The 15,882-nt window shown below is 47.2% G+C and carries 12 protein-coding genes; 6 read left to right on the top strand and 6 right to left on the bottom strand.

Annotated elements, in window-relative coordinates:
• Positions 1 to 20: 20 nt before the first annotated feature.
• On the bottom strand, positions 21 to 686 hold the full coding sequence (locus GmarT_RS01860) for a response regulator transcription factor (RefSeq protein WP_002647345.1): 666 nt from the start codon (positions 684 to 686) through the stop codon (positions 21 to 23).
• Positions 687 to 1,788: 1,102 nt separating this feature from the next.
• On the opposite strand from GmarT_RS01860, the gene GmarT_RS01855 reads away from it, so the two are divergent.
• The 4 genes from GmarT_RS01855 (at position 1,789) to GmarT_RS01840 (ending at position 6,536) form a co-directional block, all read left to right on the top strand.
• On the top strand, positions 1,789 to 2,280 hold the full coding sequence (locus GmarT_RS01855; RefSeq protein ID WP_002647347.1) for a chemotaxis protein CheX: 492 nt from the start codon (positions 1,789 to 1,791) through the stop codon (positions 2,278 to 2,280).
• A gap of 67 nt (positions 2,281 to 2,347) precedes the next feature.
• On the top strand, positions 2,348 to 2,713 hold the full coding sequence (locus GmarT_RS01850; protein ID WP_044238638.1) for a response regulator: 366 nt from the start codon (positions 2,348 to 2,350) through the stop codon (positions 2,711 to 2,713).
• 231 nt (positions 2,714 to 2,944) lie between these two features.
• Complete coding sequence (locus GmarT_RS01845) at positions 2,945 to 4,918, top strand: sensor domain-containing diguanylate cyclase (protein ID WP_002647349.1); 1,974 nt, start codon at positions 2,945 to 2,947, stop codon at positions 4,916 to 4,918.
• 181 nt (positions 4,919 to 5,099) lie between these two features.
• Positions 5,100 to 6,536: a sodium:proton antiporter gene (locus GmarT_RS01840; RefSeq protein WP_149302405.1), complete on the top strand. Its 1,437-nt coding sequence runs from the start codon at positions 5,100 to 5,102 to the stop codon at positions 6,534 to 6,536.
• 95 nt (positions 6,537 to 6,631) lie between these two features.
• On the opposite strand, the gene GmarT_RS01835 is transcribed toward GmarT_RS01840, so the two are convergent.
• The 5 genes from GmarT_RS01835 to GmarT_RS01815 all read right to left on the bottom strand — a co-directional run bounded on the left by GmarT_RS01835 (position 6,632) and on the right by GmarT_RS01815 (position 13,680).
• Complete coding sequence (locus GmarT_RS01835; protein ID WP_002648928.1) at positions 6,632 to 8,035, bottom strand: SGNH/GDSL hydrolase family protein; 1,404 nt, start codon at positions 8,033 to 8,035, stop codon at positions 6,632 to 6,634.
• A 193-nt stretch (positions 8,036 to 8,228) separates the two neighbouring features.
• Complete coding sequence (locus GmarT_RS01830) at positions 8,229 to 10,016, bottom strand: hypothetical protein (RefSeq protein ID WP_002648929.1); 1,788 nt, start codon at positions 10,014 to 10,016, stop codon at positions 8,229 to 8,231.
• Between the two features lie 186 nt (positions 10,017 to 10,202).
• A complete protein-coding gene (locus GmarT_RS01825; RefSeq protein ID WP_044240008.1) occupies positions 10,203 to 10,727 on the bottom strand; it encodes a DUF1572 family protein in 525 nt (174 codons plus the stop codon).
• A gap of 50 nt (positions 10,728 to 10,777) precedes the next feature.
• Complete coding sequence (locus tag GmarT_RS01820) at positions 10,778 to 11,905, bottom strand: ROK family transcriptional regulator (protein ID WP_002648931.1); 1,128 nt, start codon at positions 11,903 to 11,905, stop codon at positions 10,778 to 10,780.
• An 878-nt stretch (positions 11,906 to 12,783) separates the two neighbouring features.
• A complete protein-coding gene (locus GmarT_RS01815; protein ID WP_002648933.1) occupies positions 12,784 to 13,680 on the bottom strand; it encodes a mechanosensitive ion channel family protein in 897 nt (298 codons plus the stop codon).
• Positions 13,681 to 13,943: 263 nt separating this feature from the next.
• Here GmarT_RS01815 and GmarT_RS01810 point away from each other — a divergent pair, with 263 nt between their 5' ends.
• Both GmarT_RS01810 and GmarT_RS01805 read left to right on the top strand, forming a co-directional pair.
• Positions 13,944 to 14,897: a peptidylprolyl isomerase gene (locus GmarT_RS01810; RefSeq protein ID WP_002648934.1), complete on the top strand. Its 954-nt coding sequence runs from the start codon at positions 13,944 to 13,946 to the stop codon at positions 14,895 to 14,897.
• Positions 14,898 to 14,933: 36 nt separating this feature from the next.
• On the top strand, positions 14,934 to 15,842 hold the full coding sequence (locus GmarT_RS01805) for a succinylglutamate desuccinylase/aspartoacylase family protein (RefSeq protein ID WP_002648935.1): 909 nt from the start codon (positions 14,934 to 14,936) through the stop codon (positions 15,840 to 15,842).
• The last annotated feature ends 40 nt before the right edge of the window (positions 15,843 to 15,882 follow it).

The following is a 15,882-nucleotide window of genomic DNA, read 5'->3' as shown; positions in this document are numbered from 1 at the left end:
AATTCGACATCGCGAATTACTTATGGCAACGTCAAGCCTTCACGAATCGAATAGCGGGCCAGTTCGACACGATCATGAATTCCCAGTTTGTGCATGATCCGATATTTGTGACTGTCTATCGATTTTTCCGAGAGATGCATGGAGCGGGCGACTTCTTTCACGCTTTTCCCTCTGGCCAGATGTCTGAGGACTTCGATTTGACGGGAAGTCAGGGAAGTCAACATGCTTTTTGACTGAATTGAATACCGTTCTTTCTTGTGATCAAAGACCAGTCGTTCCTGGACCGATTGTGAAAAACAGTATTCTCCGCGAGAGGCCTTTTTGATGGCATGGATCAATGATTCAATCGGTTCCCCTTTGAGTAAGTAACCTTTTGCATTCACTCTCAATGCCAGCTCGATGAAGATGTCCGAAAGATAACCTGTCAGAAAAATCATTTTTGTATTTTTCAGTCGCGAAGAAATCTCTTCGGCGATATCAAATGACCCACGTCCAGGTAGTTCTACATCCAATATAACAACATCGGGCTCCGTTTCCAAAATCAAAGCCAGCCCCTCATCAGCATTTGTAGCTGTCCCTACAACTTCGATATCAGGATCTCGCTGAAATCTGGAGACGATTGAGTCAACCAGAACCATGTGATCATCGACAAAAACAACTCGAATCAGATCTGTTGAAGTTAGCATGCTGGCTGGCCCTCGTATAATTTGATTATGAGAATTTAAAAGATATCAATTAACGAATGGTTCAATCTTAATTCTGCAGCTACTATTCGTGCTTCTGCTCCTCCAGAAAATCTCTGCATTTCTTTGAAAGCTCGAGCACATCGCTGGTAGCAGATTCAATCGGTGGGACTAAATCCCGCAGGACGCCTGCTAGCTCCGACTCAATCTCACCGGATGACAATCCACTAAGATAGTCATGTTGGCACTGTAAAATAGTTAGAAAATTATTTAATTGGTGACATGTCGTTCGAACGTCTTGAACAAACTCAAAACAGTCTTGCTGTGATAACTGTCCCATTGACAAGTTGTGCCTTTTAGTTAACGGGAAACTTTATAAGTCTATCAGCATACAAAATAGTTGGACTGAATTTGTTTTTTAGACTTCATTTACAGATATGACGATTTATCCCTGATAAGTTCTTAACTGATGTTCAATGTCAGAATTGAAGTTATACCATGCGAAAGAACTCATTAAATATCACTTACCAGAACCTTATGGTATGCAGAAATGAAATGACTCCTCAACTCTTAATTGTCAGATTATAGAGTATCTTACCTATACTTTTATCGTCATTTTCACTCACGCTTGTGATTGATTCCTGCACCGACAAATAGGACTATCCCATCCTCTATTAAAGCAGAATTCCATAAACTCTTATATACTAGTCTATTAGATCACCTGAAGCATGTCAGGAGGGATTCCTATGTTTTCAATGCCTGCAAGTTGCCCTGGGAAATAAATTTCATTTTTCACAAGGAGGGATATGCCTTAATTTTGCAGGAATCACCTCCACTACAGTTCATACAGCCGGAAATCTCAGCAATCTCAAACAAGACGAAGAATGTTTATTTGGAATATCGTGTTGATATTTTGGCACATGTATTTTTTCGTGATCTATGCTGTAAGTGCACATTTAATTTTGAAGCATCGTTCGTCGTGTGGCTTCTGTTGTGTATTTCGAGCAACAGTAGTGGAAATCCATCGACATCATGACTTCTACAAAATTCTCAGAATAACTGAATCACTGAAGTTGAATGATTCTCAGGAAACAGGAATTAGATAATGACGTCAACCAGTACCGTCGGTAAGTCTGAACTCACCGCAGAATTTGTGAATCCCATCATTAGCGCAACCATCTCTGTTTTTGAAATGATGCTGGGTTGTACGCCAAAACGAACCGGATTGAGTCTGAAACAGGACCTCATTCCTCAGCACGAGTTGAGTGCCGTCATTGGAATTTCTGGAAAAGCAGCCGGGACGCTTGTATTAAGCCTCTCCAAGAGCGTCGGCATAGGCGTTCTGGATCGTCTGGTTGGTATCTCTACAAATGAAATCAACGACGAAGTCTGTGATGCAGTCTGTGAATTGGCAAACATGATTGCAGGATCAGCGAAGGCACAACTGGAACATCTGGAAGCCTCCATCAGTATTCCAAACATTATTACTGGCAAGGGGCACACGGTTCATTATCCATCTAATGTGTCTCCCATATGTATTGCTTTTGACTCAGAAATCGGAACCTTTTCTATTGAAGCAGGGTTTTCTGATCGCTAAACGACCTGTTTAACAAAACGTTATTTTGAACGACCAATCGAATTTAAAATAGATAAAGGCTAATTCCATGAAAGTTTTACTTGTAGACGATTCCGGCACAATGAGGACCATCCAGAAACGATGCTTATCGAAACTGGGGATTGAAAATGTAACAGAAGCTGAAGACGGCGTTCAGGCATTAGAACTGTTTGTTGCCTCGAGTTTTGACATCGTGTTAAGTGACTGGAATATGCCAAACATGGATGGCCTTCAACTTCTGAAAGAAATCCGTCAGCGTAACAAAGATATTCCCGTCATTATGATCACGACAGAAGCAGAACGTGCCAGAGTCGTTACAGCGATCCAGGCTGGTGTTTCTGACTATCTGGTCAAGCCATTTACTCCCGACAGCTTGAAAAGCAAACTGGAACGCTGGGTCACATCTAACGCTTGAAACAACACGGTAGATCAATGATGGCTGTTCTTCTGAAACTCCCTCGGCATGCGACAACCATCGTCAGCTGATACGCATCATAATTTACCATTGCGTCTCTCAATCTATAATACTCGGTTCAGAGGCCCCTGGAGACGCGGCAGTAATACGGGACACCGTCCGGTGAAAACAGAGTTTTTTAATTACAGCTATTCAAAAGATTGATTTACATTTCCTTAAAGGTCACAGAAAATGATTTCTCCTGAAAAAATCTGGTCTTCTGATCAATTACCTACTTTGCCTGCGGTCGCTGTAAAATTGCTGGATCTTTCCAAGAATCCCGATACAGATATCAAAGAAGTGATTGATACGATCAAAGCAGACCCGGCAATTACTGCAAAGATTTTGAAAGCGAGTAATTCTTCATTTTTTGGATTAAGATCAGAATGCAAAGGTATTGAGCGGGCTGTTCCACTGCTGGGGACGATGGTCGTTACGTCGCTGGCATTGAGCTTTTCACTTTCTGAATCAGCAATCACTCAGGGTCCACTCAAATCTCGATTTGACTCATACTGGAAACAGTCTATCATCCAGTCAGCAGCGGCAGAGCTGTTAGCTGCAAAATCCGGAAATGATTTAAAATACGACAGTTTCCTGCTCGGACTGCTGCAGGATATTGGTCACCTCGCCATGCTCAGATCTATCCCGACAGATTTATTATCTGTTCTGGAACAGGCTGAAACGGAACAACGGGAGTCTGTTGAAGTAGAATCAGCAGAACTGGGAATCAACCACGCTGAGGTGGGTGTCAAAATGATGGAACGCTGGCAATTGTCAGAACAGTTCCAGACTGCAATCCAACATCACCATGACTCTGTCGCACAGCTGAAAACTCTCGAATCACACCCCGACTTCAACCTGATCACCATCATCGCTACTTCTGCAGCAATTGGGGACTACTTCTGTTCCGTTAACAGTGGGCTGGCATTACAGAAACTTCAGGATTTAACATCTGAATTTTACAACATGCCACACGATGACCTGCATGGATTTCTGGAACAGGTACAGGTTCGCTTTGAGGAAGCCGCCCAGATTTTCGCGGTTAATATGGATGACATCGAATCCCCGTTTGAAATCATGGCCAAAGCAAACGAGCAACTGGTGCAGATGACCATGAAGGCACAGGTCGATACAACACAGGCGTTTGCCCGACAGGCCGTCATTGAAGAACAGAAAAACAAGCTGGAATCAGAAAATAAACAGCTCCAGAGTAAAGCCATTCATGACCCGCTGACCAAAACCTATAATCGCAGCTACTTCAATGAAAATTTTGAGAAGGAACTCTACTCCTGCTCTCGCGATGCACAACCGATTGGAATTATCTTTTCAGATATCGATCGCTTCAAAAATCTGAACGATACCTACGGACATCAGTTCGGTGACCTGGTCTTACAGCGTGTCGCCAAAGTCGCCAGCGAATCCACAAGACGCTCAGACGTTTTCTGTCGGTATGGTGGTGAAGAATTCGTGATCATGGTCAATAATCCTACTGAAAACGGGATTCGCGACCTGGCGGAACGACTCCGAAAGCTGATCGAAAACGAAGTCATCGAATTCGAAGGAGCCCGAGTCCCGGTCACGGCCAGCCTGGGAGCCGTCGTGGGAATCCCTCCTAGAGACTTAACAGGATTTGCAGAACGACTGGTTGCTGAAGCAGATGAGGCGATGTATGAGTCCAAAGAAAACGGGCGAAACCAGGTACATGTTCGTTCAATTGTCAGCAAAAATGAGCAGGAACTGCACAAATTAATCAAACGCTGCCGCTTCAGTCGCTGGCTGGTGACAAAAGAAGTCTTCGATATTCCGACCATATCCAAAGCACTGCTTAAATGCTCAAAACAGCAGAAGCAGTCACGAATTGGGGAACTCGCCATTGCCGAAAAGATGCTCTCCGAGAATGACGTTTCCAAAATTCTGGAACTGCAGGAGCTCAAAGGTCTGCGATTCGGTGAAATCGCAATTCAGCAGAATTTCCTGACCCAGGAACAGACGGCTTACCTGCTGGCTTTACAGATCGAACCGCCAATCGTGCTCGGGAAAACTTTAATTTCGCTGGAATTGCTGGAAAGCACTCAGGCGGCTGAACTCATTAAGCAATATCTTGCAGAAATGAAACCCTGTTCAATCGCTGCGGATGCACATCGGAATCAGCTGGCAAATTCATAAATACTATTTGGATTCAAGTCGATCTGGATATTGTACACAATCTCCGATCATGCCATAATCCACAGATTTTACATGCCGCCAGTAAACAAGCAGAGTTCTTGTTTTCGCAGTTCAATACGAAAATGGATTTTCCAGATTTAACCCACTTACAATAATCCCCAAACTACGGAGGGCGATTGAGATGAACTTAATCGCTGATACGTCTACGCAACTGGATGCAACACACTTAGTATCCACCACGGAACAACCACACGCAGATCAGCACGCTCACGCTGAGCCACCTGCCTTCTATAGTGTCATTCCGTTTGCCTTGCTTTTACTGTGTATTGCTTTTCTGCCCCTGATTCACAAAACCGAAGAGTGGTGGGAACATAACAAAAACCGCCTGCTGGTCGCGGTCAGTCTGGGCCTGGTTACCCTGCTCTATTACACATTCATTTATGGGCATGGGGTAATCGATCACGGAACGCACGAGCTGTCTGCTCCCGGATTCCCGGCTGCCATCGTCGTTCTGAAAAATGCGATCTTAGTAGAATACATTCCTTTCATCGCCCTGCTCTTCAGTCTGTATGTGATCAGTGGTGGTATTGCTTTTAATGGAAATCTGGTCGGCCGCCCCAGGCTGAATACTGCCATCATCGCCATCGGTGCCGCAATCTCCAGTTTCATTGGAACAACCGGCGCAGCCATGCTACTGATTCGCCCCCTGTTGAAAGCAAACGCAAAACGTGACTACGTGGCTCATACGGTCATCTTTTTCATTTTTGTCGTCTGCAATACCGGTGGATGTCTGCTGCCAATCGGCGACCCGCCACTTTTCCTGGGGTTCTTGCGGGGTGTTCCTTTTACCTGGACACTCAATCTATGGCCAATGTGGCTGGCGATGAACCTCTGCCTGCTGGCGATTTATTTCATCTATGACACGGTACGTTATAAAAAGGAAAACCGGGAAAAGGTCGAAGCACCACCCGAATCCATTGAGCCTTTCGCACTCAGAGGTGGTCTTAACTTTCTCTGGTTGCTCCTGGTGATCTTCTGTGTCGCACTGTTTGATCCATCCAAACCGGTTCCTTACACAAACGGCTGGCATGCGCCGCACTTTTTCAGGGAAGTCTGCATGTTCGGACTCGCTGGAATCTCATTGCTGGTCACACCTAAAAGTGTCCGGCAGCAGAACTCTTTCAATTACGATGCCATTCTGGAAGTCGCAGCATTGTTTGTCGGGATCTTCATCTGTATGCAGGCACCGGTTCAAATCCTGAACGTTTATGGCGGTTCACTCGGTATTGATGCCCCCTGGGAGTTTTACTGGGCAACAGGCACACTCTCCAGCTTTTTAGATAATGCCCCGACGTATGTGGTCTTCTTTGAAACAGCGAAATCTGCTGGCACAACTGGACCAGCAATCGCTGGAGTGAGTGAAATCTCACTGATCGCCATCAGCCTCGGCTCAGTCTTCATGGGCGCCATGACTTATATTGGTAACGGTCCAAATTTCATGGTCAAGGCGATCGCGGAAAAGAATAACATTCGCATGCCCAGCTTTTTCGGATATATGGCTTACAGCTGTGTTGTGTTATTGCCTCTGTCGATCCTGTTAACGATCGTTTTCCTGTAAAACACAAATCACATTGAATTATAAACAAAACAGGCAGCCGGAGAAGAATTCTCCGGCTGCCTGTTTTCAATTTCCTGACTTGGGTCGCTGCAGGGTTATTTCTGCTTCTTACCAGCGGCTACTTTCTTCAAGACATATTTCCGCGCCACAGGCTGATTCACTTCGTAAATCTTATCTTCCAATACCATCGCAGCTGCTTCACTCTCTTCAATAACTTTTTCCTGGCCGGCCAGTTGCTTCTCCAGTCGGTCCAGTTGAGCGATCTGCTGAGCATTCTTTTCGCCTGCCTGGGCATCCAGTTGTCGTTTGATGCGGGCGAACTGCTGAAACGCGCGCCAGCTGTTACGTTTATTTTTTACAGGCCCATCATTGCGTTCTTTGTTCAACAGCGCTACTTTCATCGCCTGCTGGTATTGAGGCGTTTTCGGATTACTCTGTAATTCAATATGCTGTGCTAAAGTCGTATTCGAATACTGACCAGCTACTTCACCGTCGATTGACAGTTCATAGCGTCCCGCAGGCAGTCCGTGAATTGACAAAGCTTCCTGGCTCATGCGATGCCCCAGCTTCGTCAGCTCGGCTCCCAGTTTCGCTTCTTCGGGCACAACCCAGGGCAGACTGTCTGCCAGCCAGGTGAAGGAAACTCCTTCGTCATCATATACCAGATCCGTCAGTTTGCCTCCCCGTACAACGGCTGCTGGCTCGCCATTGGCCTTTTCACTGATCGTGATGCGGGAAACCCGACGTTGTACATTCATGTCAGAGAGCAATGCATAAGCCATGACCACCTGTCCCGGAGCATCAGGGTGAATGGCATCACGAATCAATGTAAATTTGGGATCTTTCTGACGTGCGGTAATGGTAATGTTATTTAATGGGCCATACATGTCGACAAATCCAAAGCCGGATTCCGCTGCCACTTCACGCAACCAGGTTCCATAATAGGCAAGTACCGAGTTGTATAATTCGACGGCACTGGGATCACGCTTTCGCGTACCCATTCTGGCTGCCCGGGCGTCGAACATCGTAGGGGTCATTAAAATGGGCTTGGCACCAATGGCTTCAATTTTTGTAATCAGTTCTTTCATGTCATGGTAATAGGTCTGAAAGATCTCTTCATTGAATGGCTGATACTGCCCATCATTCATCCCCAGCAGTATCGTGACATACTTGGGCTTGTAAGCGGCCACATCCCGATCAAAACGCGCCAGCGCATCCCAGGCCTTGGCTCCCCCCACACCCGCATTATGGAATTTCAATCGCATCCTGGGGTAACGAGTGTAAAAGAAATCTTCTACATATTGCGTATACAGACACTGGTGAGTAATGCTGTCACCCAGAAATACGATGGAATCTCCCGACTCCAGTTCCATTTTTGACAATGGCGCTTTGTGCGACTGCTGCTGTGCTTCCTGAGCCTGCAGCAGACCGGCTGTCATTAAGAATAGTCCCAGCGTAATGGTATAGATCAGCTTTGTTCTGACCATTGAAAATCTCATGTTGTTTCCCCTGCTTCAAATATAGGATGGAGACCTGTATGCGGAATCATGCAGGTCGTTTGACACAAAATAATTCTTCCAGCCCCTGGACCGGGTACAAGCTAATGTCCTGTGAACCGCTCCGTTTTGCAAGCGCCAATTCATTTTGACAGCTTAATTTGAGTCAATTCAGGAGCTGCCAATCAGCCATTGTTCATTCACTTTTGATAACTTTCATCCCTGGCGGATACAGTAGTGGAGTCGGGTCTGCCAGTGGCAGCGCCAGTCGATCTGCTGTCTTTTGATCGAGAAAAACGGCGGCTACCGGATCGGCAAATACCAGTCGCCACTGCGGATTGTTTAACAGTCCATTAATCTCGTTTCGCGAAAAGCGACTGTCCAGAATGATCGCGGGAAGTTGCCCGTCTTCATCTTCCAGGAGATATGCCCAACCAGACGTGTTATACGACATCTGCTGTTGAAACTGTTCATACAACTGAAAAGTCTCTTTGGAATTGACTTCCAGCCGACCGTCGAAAAACACTTTTCTCTCAGGCCCATTATGAAAAATATAAACGGCCGCCTGACCATTATTCGAAACAAAGGCACGATCCGGCATCCCCGGCTGTCCTGCGAATTTCGAAGCTCCATGGGCATACCATGCTTCCTGCTCTCCCAGTCCCAGAACTTTTCCTTCGCCTCCCCACTGATGCCAGTAACCGGTAAACACACTGGTCATCAGAAACAGCAAGATGAGCGTACTGGTACTGTTTTTCAGAAACGATTCATCGAAAAATCGGAAAGATCTTCCAGCGCCTGCTCCGTTTGGCTCCTGCTCTGTTCGTGACACCGTCATCCGAAACCAGTCCGATAAATTATCGCATAAGATCATTCCCGATATCAGAGCAAAGATGGCCGTATTGCGCGAAGCCTTTAATGCCAGATGTGTAAAAGCAATGAACAACAGGATTCGAAACGGATTCACACGCCTGGACAGTAACAGAGGAATGAAACTGCAGAAGGTCAGTATCGCCAGTAGAACCTGTGAGAGTAGAAACAGGTTTCCCAGGCCATGCTGTCTGATGAAATCCAGCGGCTGTTGAAATTCACCGACTCTCACGGAATAAAATGCCTGATCGACTGAAAACTTTTCATAAAGCGTCAGGGGAAACAAGACACCCTGCTCAAAATAAGGGTTCAGAAAACAGGCAATTACCGTCAAGATACCCGCTCTGATCAATGTGACAGCAGACAGTGAATCGCTGGGCGCGTCGATGCCAAATCGTCCCTGGGCCCGGAGCCGAATCAGATAATCCAGCACAAATATTCCACTGACCACCAGCCCCAGCACGAATAAGGCATGGCTGTTGACCCACAGGAGCGTGATGATGGGGATCAGATAGATCAGCCTGGGATGCGAGGGCAGTCTACTGATGACATACATCCAGACAGCAAGATACAGCAGAGATAACATTTCAGGACGAACAACAGAACGACCGGAAAGACAAATCACCGGTAAGACCCAGCACAAAACTTTCCAGCAGGCAGGCAATGATCTGCCAGAAGCATACCAGGCGACACCAATTGTCAGTGCCAGGCAGAACGATTTGGTCAGTACCAGTAAATCCACGCCCCCCCAGCGATAAAGCCAGGTTACCAGGATTTGAAAGCCCCAGTGCAGATCGATCCAGGGACGATCATAATCAATGAAAGTGAACCAGTCGAAATACGGCACGGTTCCTCGTTCGAGAATCAATTGCCCTGTCCGCAGATGCCACCAGATATCCATATTCCGCAACGGAAAGCAGGCAACCAGAAAGGTCCAGATCAGCAACAGCGACAAAAAGCGTAGCTCTACAGGAAGTCGGCTCGCATGGGGAAACAGGGATGATTGCTGCCCCGGTTCCACAAGGGGTCCCGCCTCTGATGGATCTGCAGTAACTGTTTTGCTGGAAACCCGTTTCTCAGTCTTACTGAAAGACTTTTTTCTTTTACGGGACATATCATTATCGCCTTTGCGGACCTCATCAGGAAGAGACAGACATTCTGAGTTGATATTGTAACGTGGATACTGTCTCTTAAAAATAAACTTCGTCCTCTCAAAGACGAGATTCTCGACAGAGCTCTTCCTGACGAATCATCGCAGACAATGAGTATTTGAAAACACTTTGAGACCGTAAGAGTTTGGCTAAATTGGTACACGGTTCTGCTGCGAACCTGGGGACCAGTCAAACTGGTACGCTTTTCCCAGTTGCAGACGTGTGAGATAGATGATCTGATGGGTATGACCGACGAAATGGGGAACCGTATGAGAAATGGCTCCCAGGACGGTCACCGTAAAACCCTGAATTTCTCGTGATTCCAGTAAGGTTTCAGGTGAGAGCGATTGAATAGCGGCGCTTGCCTGCGCGACGGTCTGAGTTATCATTCCAGTTAACTCATCCACAGTCAGTCTGACTTCTGAGCTGAATTCCAGCGCACGCTGCCGTTCATCTGTCAAATCAGGAATCCCATTGACGGCCCACTGATTCAAGTTGCCACAAAGATGCAAGATCAGGTTCCCGATGCTGTTAAGCTCCGGTTCAGGCCGCCACCAGATTTGATTACGATCCAACTGGTTCAGACAGTGCTCTATTTTATGAACAGACTGTTCCAGTAAATGGATTGATTCCAGAATATACTCGCGGGTAATCTGATCCGCAGCAGATGGCATCTCCTGGTGATCTCCCTGCACTGTGAAGCTTTCCATCAACCTGTCGTACGTTAAGTTAACCGTGGGCCTAATGAATTTGCCAGGTGGTTAATAATACCAGCAACGGCTCCCAGATATTTATTTCCTTTAGAACGTTCGATTTCACAGGAACTGGCAGACGGTTGTAAGGCGCGACTCTTTGCAATCGAACACATCTTATCAAACACGTCATCACGCAGGTCGAATAATCGAGCCGTGATAAAGATGTTCGACGGATTGAAAATATTGATCGCCGCGGCTACACCAATCGCCAGGAATTCAATTGTGTGGTCTAACTCGGGAGTAATATCCAGTTCACCCTGCTTGACCAGCTCTGCGATCGCTTCAAATTCAAGTTCTTTCCCGAGCCGATTCGAAACGTAGTGGGTCAGTGCCAAATCAGTGGCAACGGTTTCCAGGCATCCCAGATTTCCACAACCACACATGCGTCCCCCTTCAGGTTCCACTGTGATATGTGCAATTTCACCAGCCAGGCCATGTTGGCCATCCAGTAACTGACCACCAGTGAAGACTCCCATCCCAAATCCTGATGTGACATCCAGGTTAATAAAATCTTCTACGGACTGCCCTGCTCCATACGTCTTCTCTGATAAACATAAAGAAGTTGATTTCTGTACGAGCACACATTCCAGATCAGTACGGCTGGCAATGTCGACTGCGGGAGCCTGACCATCGACAATGTGCAGGTTCGATGCCAGGAAAATGCGACCATCGTTACTGTTCACCAGACCGGGCACGGTAATCCCGACACCCAGCGCAGGAATCTCTTCCTTCTCAACCAGGTTCAAAATCTTACCGGAAATAATTTCAATCAGCTCTGAATAGGACTGCGGTGTTTTGAAGCGATCCAGTTTATCTTCATGCAAATGTCCATCCAGACCAGACGCCACGATCGAGCAGTAGTCCCATTCCAGAACAACCCCGATTACCTGAGCACTGAATCGGGGAAGCTGTAATAATTTTCCCGGACGCCCTACAGAAAACTCGGCCGTCTCCCGTTCTTCAAGCAGCCCGGCTTCCAGCAGAGCACTGACGGCTTTAGATACCGTGGGAGCACTGATTCCTGAGCACCGCATGACATCAGCACGTGTTAATGTTCCCTGGCTCTGGATTACTTCCAGAACCTTACGAACGTTCATTTTTCGTAGTAAGCTCGGTCGGTGTGGGGATTGCATAGTCACTCTACGTATTTAGAAAGAAATGAAGTTAACAACGACAGGTTGCCAGATAAATTCAACAAATCACTTGAACATCATTAAAAAGCGAGAACAGGCCCTCATCAGACTGGCGCAACTTGGCGAGCGAAAGCTGCAGAAAAGTGAAACGTCCTGTCGCTGTAACTTAATATAATACGGATTCTTCACATAATTACAAATGCCCCGCAAAACAATGGTATTCATTTTTTCATCTTGGCCCATTTCGGGCACCGGTCTCAAATATGAAACCGCCTGGTCCATTTCATTCAAATCAAGGCGTAAAAAGACCCGATTGACCAAACAGAAGTCAACTCGGGCCTGCTTGAGTTGGCATCTACCAGGTTTGATCAACCGGGTTACTTATTTCATTGGAAATTGTCAGAAAGCTTATTATTTCAGGTTAAAATCTACCGTGAACTCCGTGTTCCCGCTGTCTTCTGAAGCAAGTATAAACTACAGCTGGAGTGAATGTGTGGAGGTAACTCCCTGCATATTGGACAAGCAGATCGTTTTAATTTCTTTCCGTTCCGATTATTCCGAATAGTGTTAATTTTAACACGTACTCTTCCTGATAAAACACTGTATTACAAACGGATTTTAGAGAAAGGATCAACGGACAATCATGGTTTCTTTTATACGAATTCAGCAGAACATAAGTGGGATCAGATTTTGAAAAAGCGATCTCTCAAATCAAATGGACCACCCGGAAAGTAATTTTCAGGCAACACTGCGGTACTTCTGATCTGTAAAAAAAGTCTCACAACAGAATTCTGTCACAAGACTTTGTGAGGCGGATGGAGTAGGAAGTAAAATAGCTTTTATCAGTCACCAGTAGCAGTCGAGTCGTTATAAACATGTAAATCACGGGTTGGATAGGGAATATTAAAGCCTCGCTCATCAAAGCCCAGCTTAATCCGTTCGGTCAGATCCCAGCGTGTTGTCCAGTAATCGGCATTATTAACCCAGGGCCGCACGACAAAGTTCACGCTGCTGTCACCCAGTTCATTGACAGCAATAACGGGAGCAGGATCAGAAAGTACTCTCTCATCTCCCTGCACAACTTCTTCCAGAAATGATTTAACGGCCCTCAGATCGTCGTCATATCCACAGCCAATCACCAGATCGATTCTTCGGGTTGGCTTTTTAGAAAAATTCCTGATCGTTCCTCCCGAGATCTGACCATTGGGAACAACGATGGCAATGTTGTCGCCGGTTCGCAGATGGGTGGAGAAGATCTGAATTTCTTCCACAATACCCGACGTTCCTCCTGCTTCAATATAATCCCCCACACGAAATGGTTTGAATAAGATCAGCATCACTCCCGAAGCAAAATTACCCAGCGTCCCCTGGAAGGCCATGCCAATCGCAAAACCAGCTGCCGCTAATACTGCAGCCAGGGAGTTCGTATTGATTCCGAGTTTTGAAATAGCAGCCAGAATCACAACCACCATCAGTACAGTATAGATGATGTTTGACAGAAAACGGGCCAGTGTATCATCGACCTTCGCCTGTTTCATCAACCGGTTACAGAATCGACTGAGAATGTTGGTAATCCATTTACCCACCAGAAATATCAGCAGGGCCATTACAATATTAATGCCTAAATGGGTTCCTTCCCTTGCCAGATATTCTTTCACTGTATCCCAGATTCCACCCACTGCCTGCAGTGGATCTGCTGTCTTTACAGGTTTTTCTTCTGCGAAAATAATCGACCACATAGACTGGTCCCCTCTGTTAGAAATGAATCAAGATCTGCAAATAGAAACCTGCGCACGCTGGCTCTCTTCCAAAATCAGACAGAACACCGTTTCCGACACGCATGATTCTATGTAGTTTCCTGGTAGAGTCCAACTTTGAATTTCATTATTTTGCAAACCGGATTCAGACTGACAAGTCAACTCCGACATACTACAATCAGCCATCATACGCCAGCGTAGCCGGTTTTGATTTCGAATTGATTTTTCGCAGGAAGCAACCTGGAATGTTTATCTCTCTCCGCTCCATTTTCATCGTCAGTTCACTGGCTCTCCTGATGTTCGCACCTGCATCAGACTCGCTCTCAGCCGCCGATAAGGCTCCGGCAATAAAAGACACGACCAAAGTCCTGGTCACGGTTAACGGTCATCCGGTCACCCAGGCCGATCTGGATTTCGCTACACTCACCCGCAGAATGGCCGGTGATCAGAAACCGAATCCTGCTCAGCTTCTGGAAAGTCTGATCAATCAGCGACTGATCCAGGACTTTCTGGTTGATAAAAAGATCAAGGTCCCCGTTGAACTGCTTGATCAAAGCGTTTCCCGTATTCGATCAATCATCAGGAAAACAGACGGGGATCCGGATCAGACTTTGTCTCAAATGGGATTTCCCCCGGAAAAACTGCGTGCCGCCATCGAACTGCCTCTTGCATGGAGCATCTATGCCAGCACCCAGATCACACCAGAAAAAATTCAGAACTACTTCGCAGAGCATCGTGAAGAATTGGACGGCACCCGTATCGAAGCCAGGCACATTTTATTGAAACCGGAAGATCCCTCGAATCAGGAATCCATCGACAAAGCCAAAGCACAACTGGCAGACATCCGCAAACAGATTCTTGATGGTAAACTCACGTTTGCAGAAGCAGCCGTACAACACTCCACTGCTCCCAGCAAACAGGACGGAGGCAAACTCGTACCCTCTGCCTATCGTGGCAAAATGCCCCTCGTCTTAACGCAGAAGATCTTTCCACTCGAAGAAGGTGCCATCAGCGAACCGTTTCAAACCCCGTTTGGAATTCACATCGCCCAACTCAACAAGAAACACCCCGGACAATTCAGTCTGGAAGATGTCCGCGGCGAAATTTATCGCAGCCTCTCGCGCTCCCTCTGGGACAAAACAATTCAGTCATTACGCAGCTCTGCCAAAATCGACTGGAAAATCGATCGCCCCAGTTGATCCCCCATTTCCTTACACCCTGCCAGGAATCGTCCCATGTCAGAGCAGAGCCTGTTCCAAACGGTTATCATTGAAGGCACTCAGCCCGGTCCGCATCTACTGATTTTTGGAGGCATCCACGGCGATGAATATGAGCCGATGGCCGCGGTCCGCAAACTGATCACCAGCATCGACCCTGCAAAACTGTCCGGCAAGGTGACCCTCGTTCCCGTCGTGAATGAACCCGCTTACGAACGAACCAGCCGCACAGGTCCGGACGATCTGGATCTGGCCCGCACCTTTCCCGGATCGCCGCAAGGCAGCATTACCGAACAGATCGCCAGCCAGGCCACGCAACTCATTCAGTCAACCGACTACCTGATCGACCTGCATACCGGAGGCGTGATCTCCAACCTGGCCCCCTTCTCTGGTTATACGCTGCACTCCGATCCTGAAATCCTGGATCTGCAGCGCAGGATGGCACTCGCACTCAATCTGCCCGTCGTCTGGGGAACCTCGGCGCATTTGAATGGTCGCTCGCTCTCCGCAGCCCGTGATCTCGGTGTCCCCGCCATCTACGCTGAATGGAGTGGTGGCAGCGGCTGCAATCAGGATGCCGTCACCGGCTACACGTCCGGCTGTCTCTCTGTAATGGCCGAACTGCAGATGCTGGAGATTTCCATCGAACGGAAATCACCTCTCTACCACATTGAAGACGACCGCAGCGAGAGCGGACATCTGCAACTGCACAACAACGCGCCGGTTTCGGGCTTCTTTGAACCGACTGTCAAACTGATGGATCTGGTTCAGACCGGCGATCCCCTCGGAACCATCACCTCGGTCACCGGCGATCAGGTCACGACGGTCTCTGCGAACCAGACGGGGGTCATCCTCGGGCTCCGCACATTACCCTATGTCGAACAGAACGAATGGCTGGCAGTCATTCTGGAAACAGAACATCATTAATCCCAGTCATCGAAACCACGCAACACAGTCCCAGTCAAGC

The sequence above is a fragment of the Gimesia maris genome, assembly GCF_008298035.1.
In the GTDB taxonomy this organism is placed as follows: domain Bacteria; phylum Planctomycetota; class Planctomycetia; order Planctomycetales; family Planctomycetaceae; genus Gimesia; species Gimesia maris.
The sequence above is the reverse complement of the archived record's forward strand: the minus strand, read 5'-3'. Positions and strand labels throughout refer to the sequence as shown.

What these genes read in the sequence shown, in the direction of transcription:
- GmarT_RS01830 (WP_002648929.1), bottom strand. Translation starts at nt 10,016, where the DNA reads ATGTCCCGTAAAAGAAAAAAGTCTTTCAGTAAGACTGAGAAACGGGTT.
- GmarT_RS01840 (WP_149302405.1), top strand. Translation starts at nt 5,100, where the DNA reads ATGAACTTAATCGCTGATACGTCTACGCAACTGGATGCAACACACTTA.
- GmarT_RS01835 (WP_002648928.1), bottom strand. Translation starts at nt 8,035, where the DNA reads ATGAGATTTTCAATGGTCAGAACAAAGCTGATCTATACCATTACGCTG.
- GmarT_RS01855 (WP_002647347.1), top strand. Translation starts at nt 1,789, where the DNA reads ATGACGTCAACCAGTACCGTCGGTAAGTCTGAACTCACCGCAGAATTT.
- GmarT_RS01805 (WP_002648935.1), top strand. Translation starts at nt 14,934, where the DNA reads ATGTCAGAGCAGAGCCTGTTCCAAACGGTTATCATTGAAGGCACTCAG.
- GmarT_RS01820 (WP_002648931.1), bottom strand. Translation starts at nt 11,905, where the DNA reads ATGAACGTTCGTAAGGTTCTGGAAGTAATCCAGAGCCAGGGAACATTA.
- GmarT_RS01815 (WP_002648933.1), bottom strand. Translation starts at nt 13,680, where the DNA reads ATGTGGTCGATTATTTTCGCAGAAGAAAAACCTGTAAAGACAGCAGAT.
- GmarT_RS01845 (WP_002647349.1), top strand. Translation starts at nt 2,945, where the DNA reads ATGATTTCTCCTGAAAAAATCTGGTCTTCTGATCAATTACCTACTTTG.
- GmarT_RS01810 (WP_002648934.1), top strand. Translation starts at nt 13,944, where the DNA reads ATGTTTATCTCTCTCCGCTCCATTTTCATCGTCAGTTCACTGGCTCTC.
- GmarT_RS01850 (WP_044238638.1), top strand. Translation starts at nt 2,348, where the DNA reads ATGAAAGTTTTACTTGTAGACGATTCCGGCACAATGAGGACCATCCAG.
- GmarT_RS01860 (WP_002647345.1), bottom strand. Translation starts at nt 686, where the DNA reads ATGCTAACTTCAACAGATCTGATTCGAGTTGTTTTTGTCGATGATCAC.
- GmarT_RS01825 (WP_044240008.1), bottom strand. Translation starts at nt 10,727, where the DNA reads ATGCCATCTGCTGCGGATCAGATTACCCGCGAGTATATTCTGGAATCA.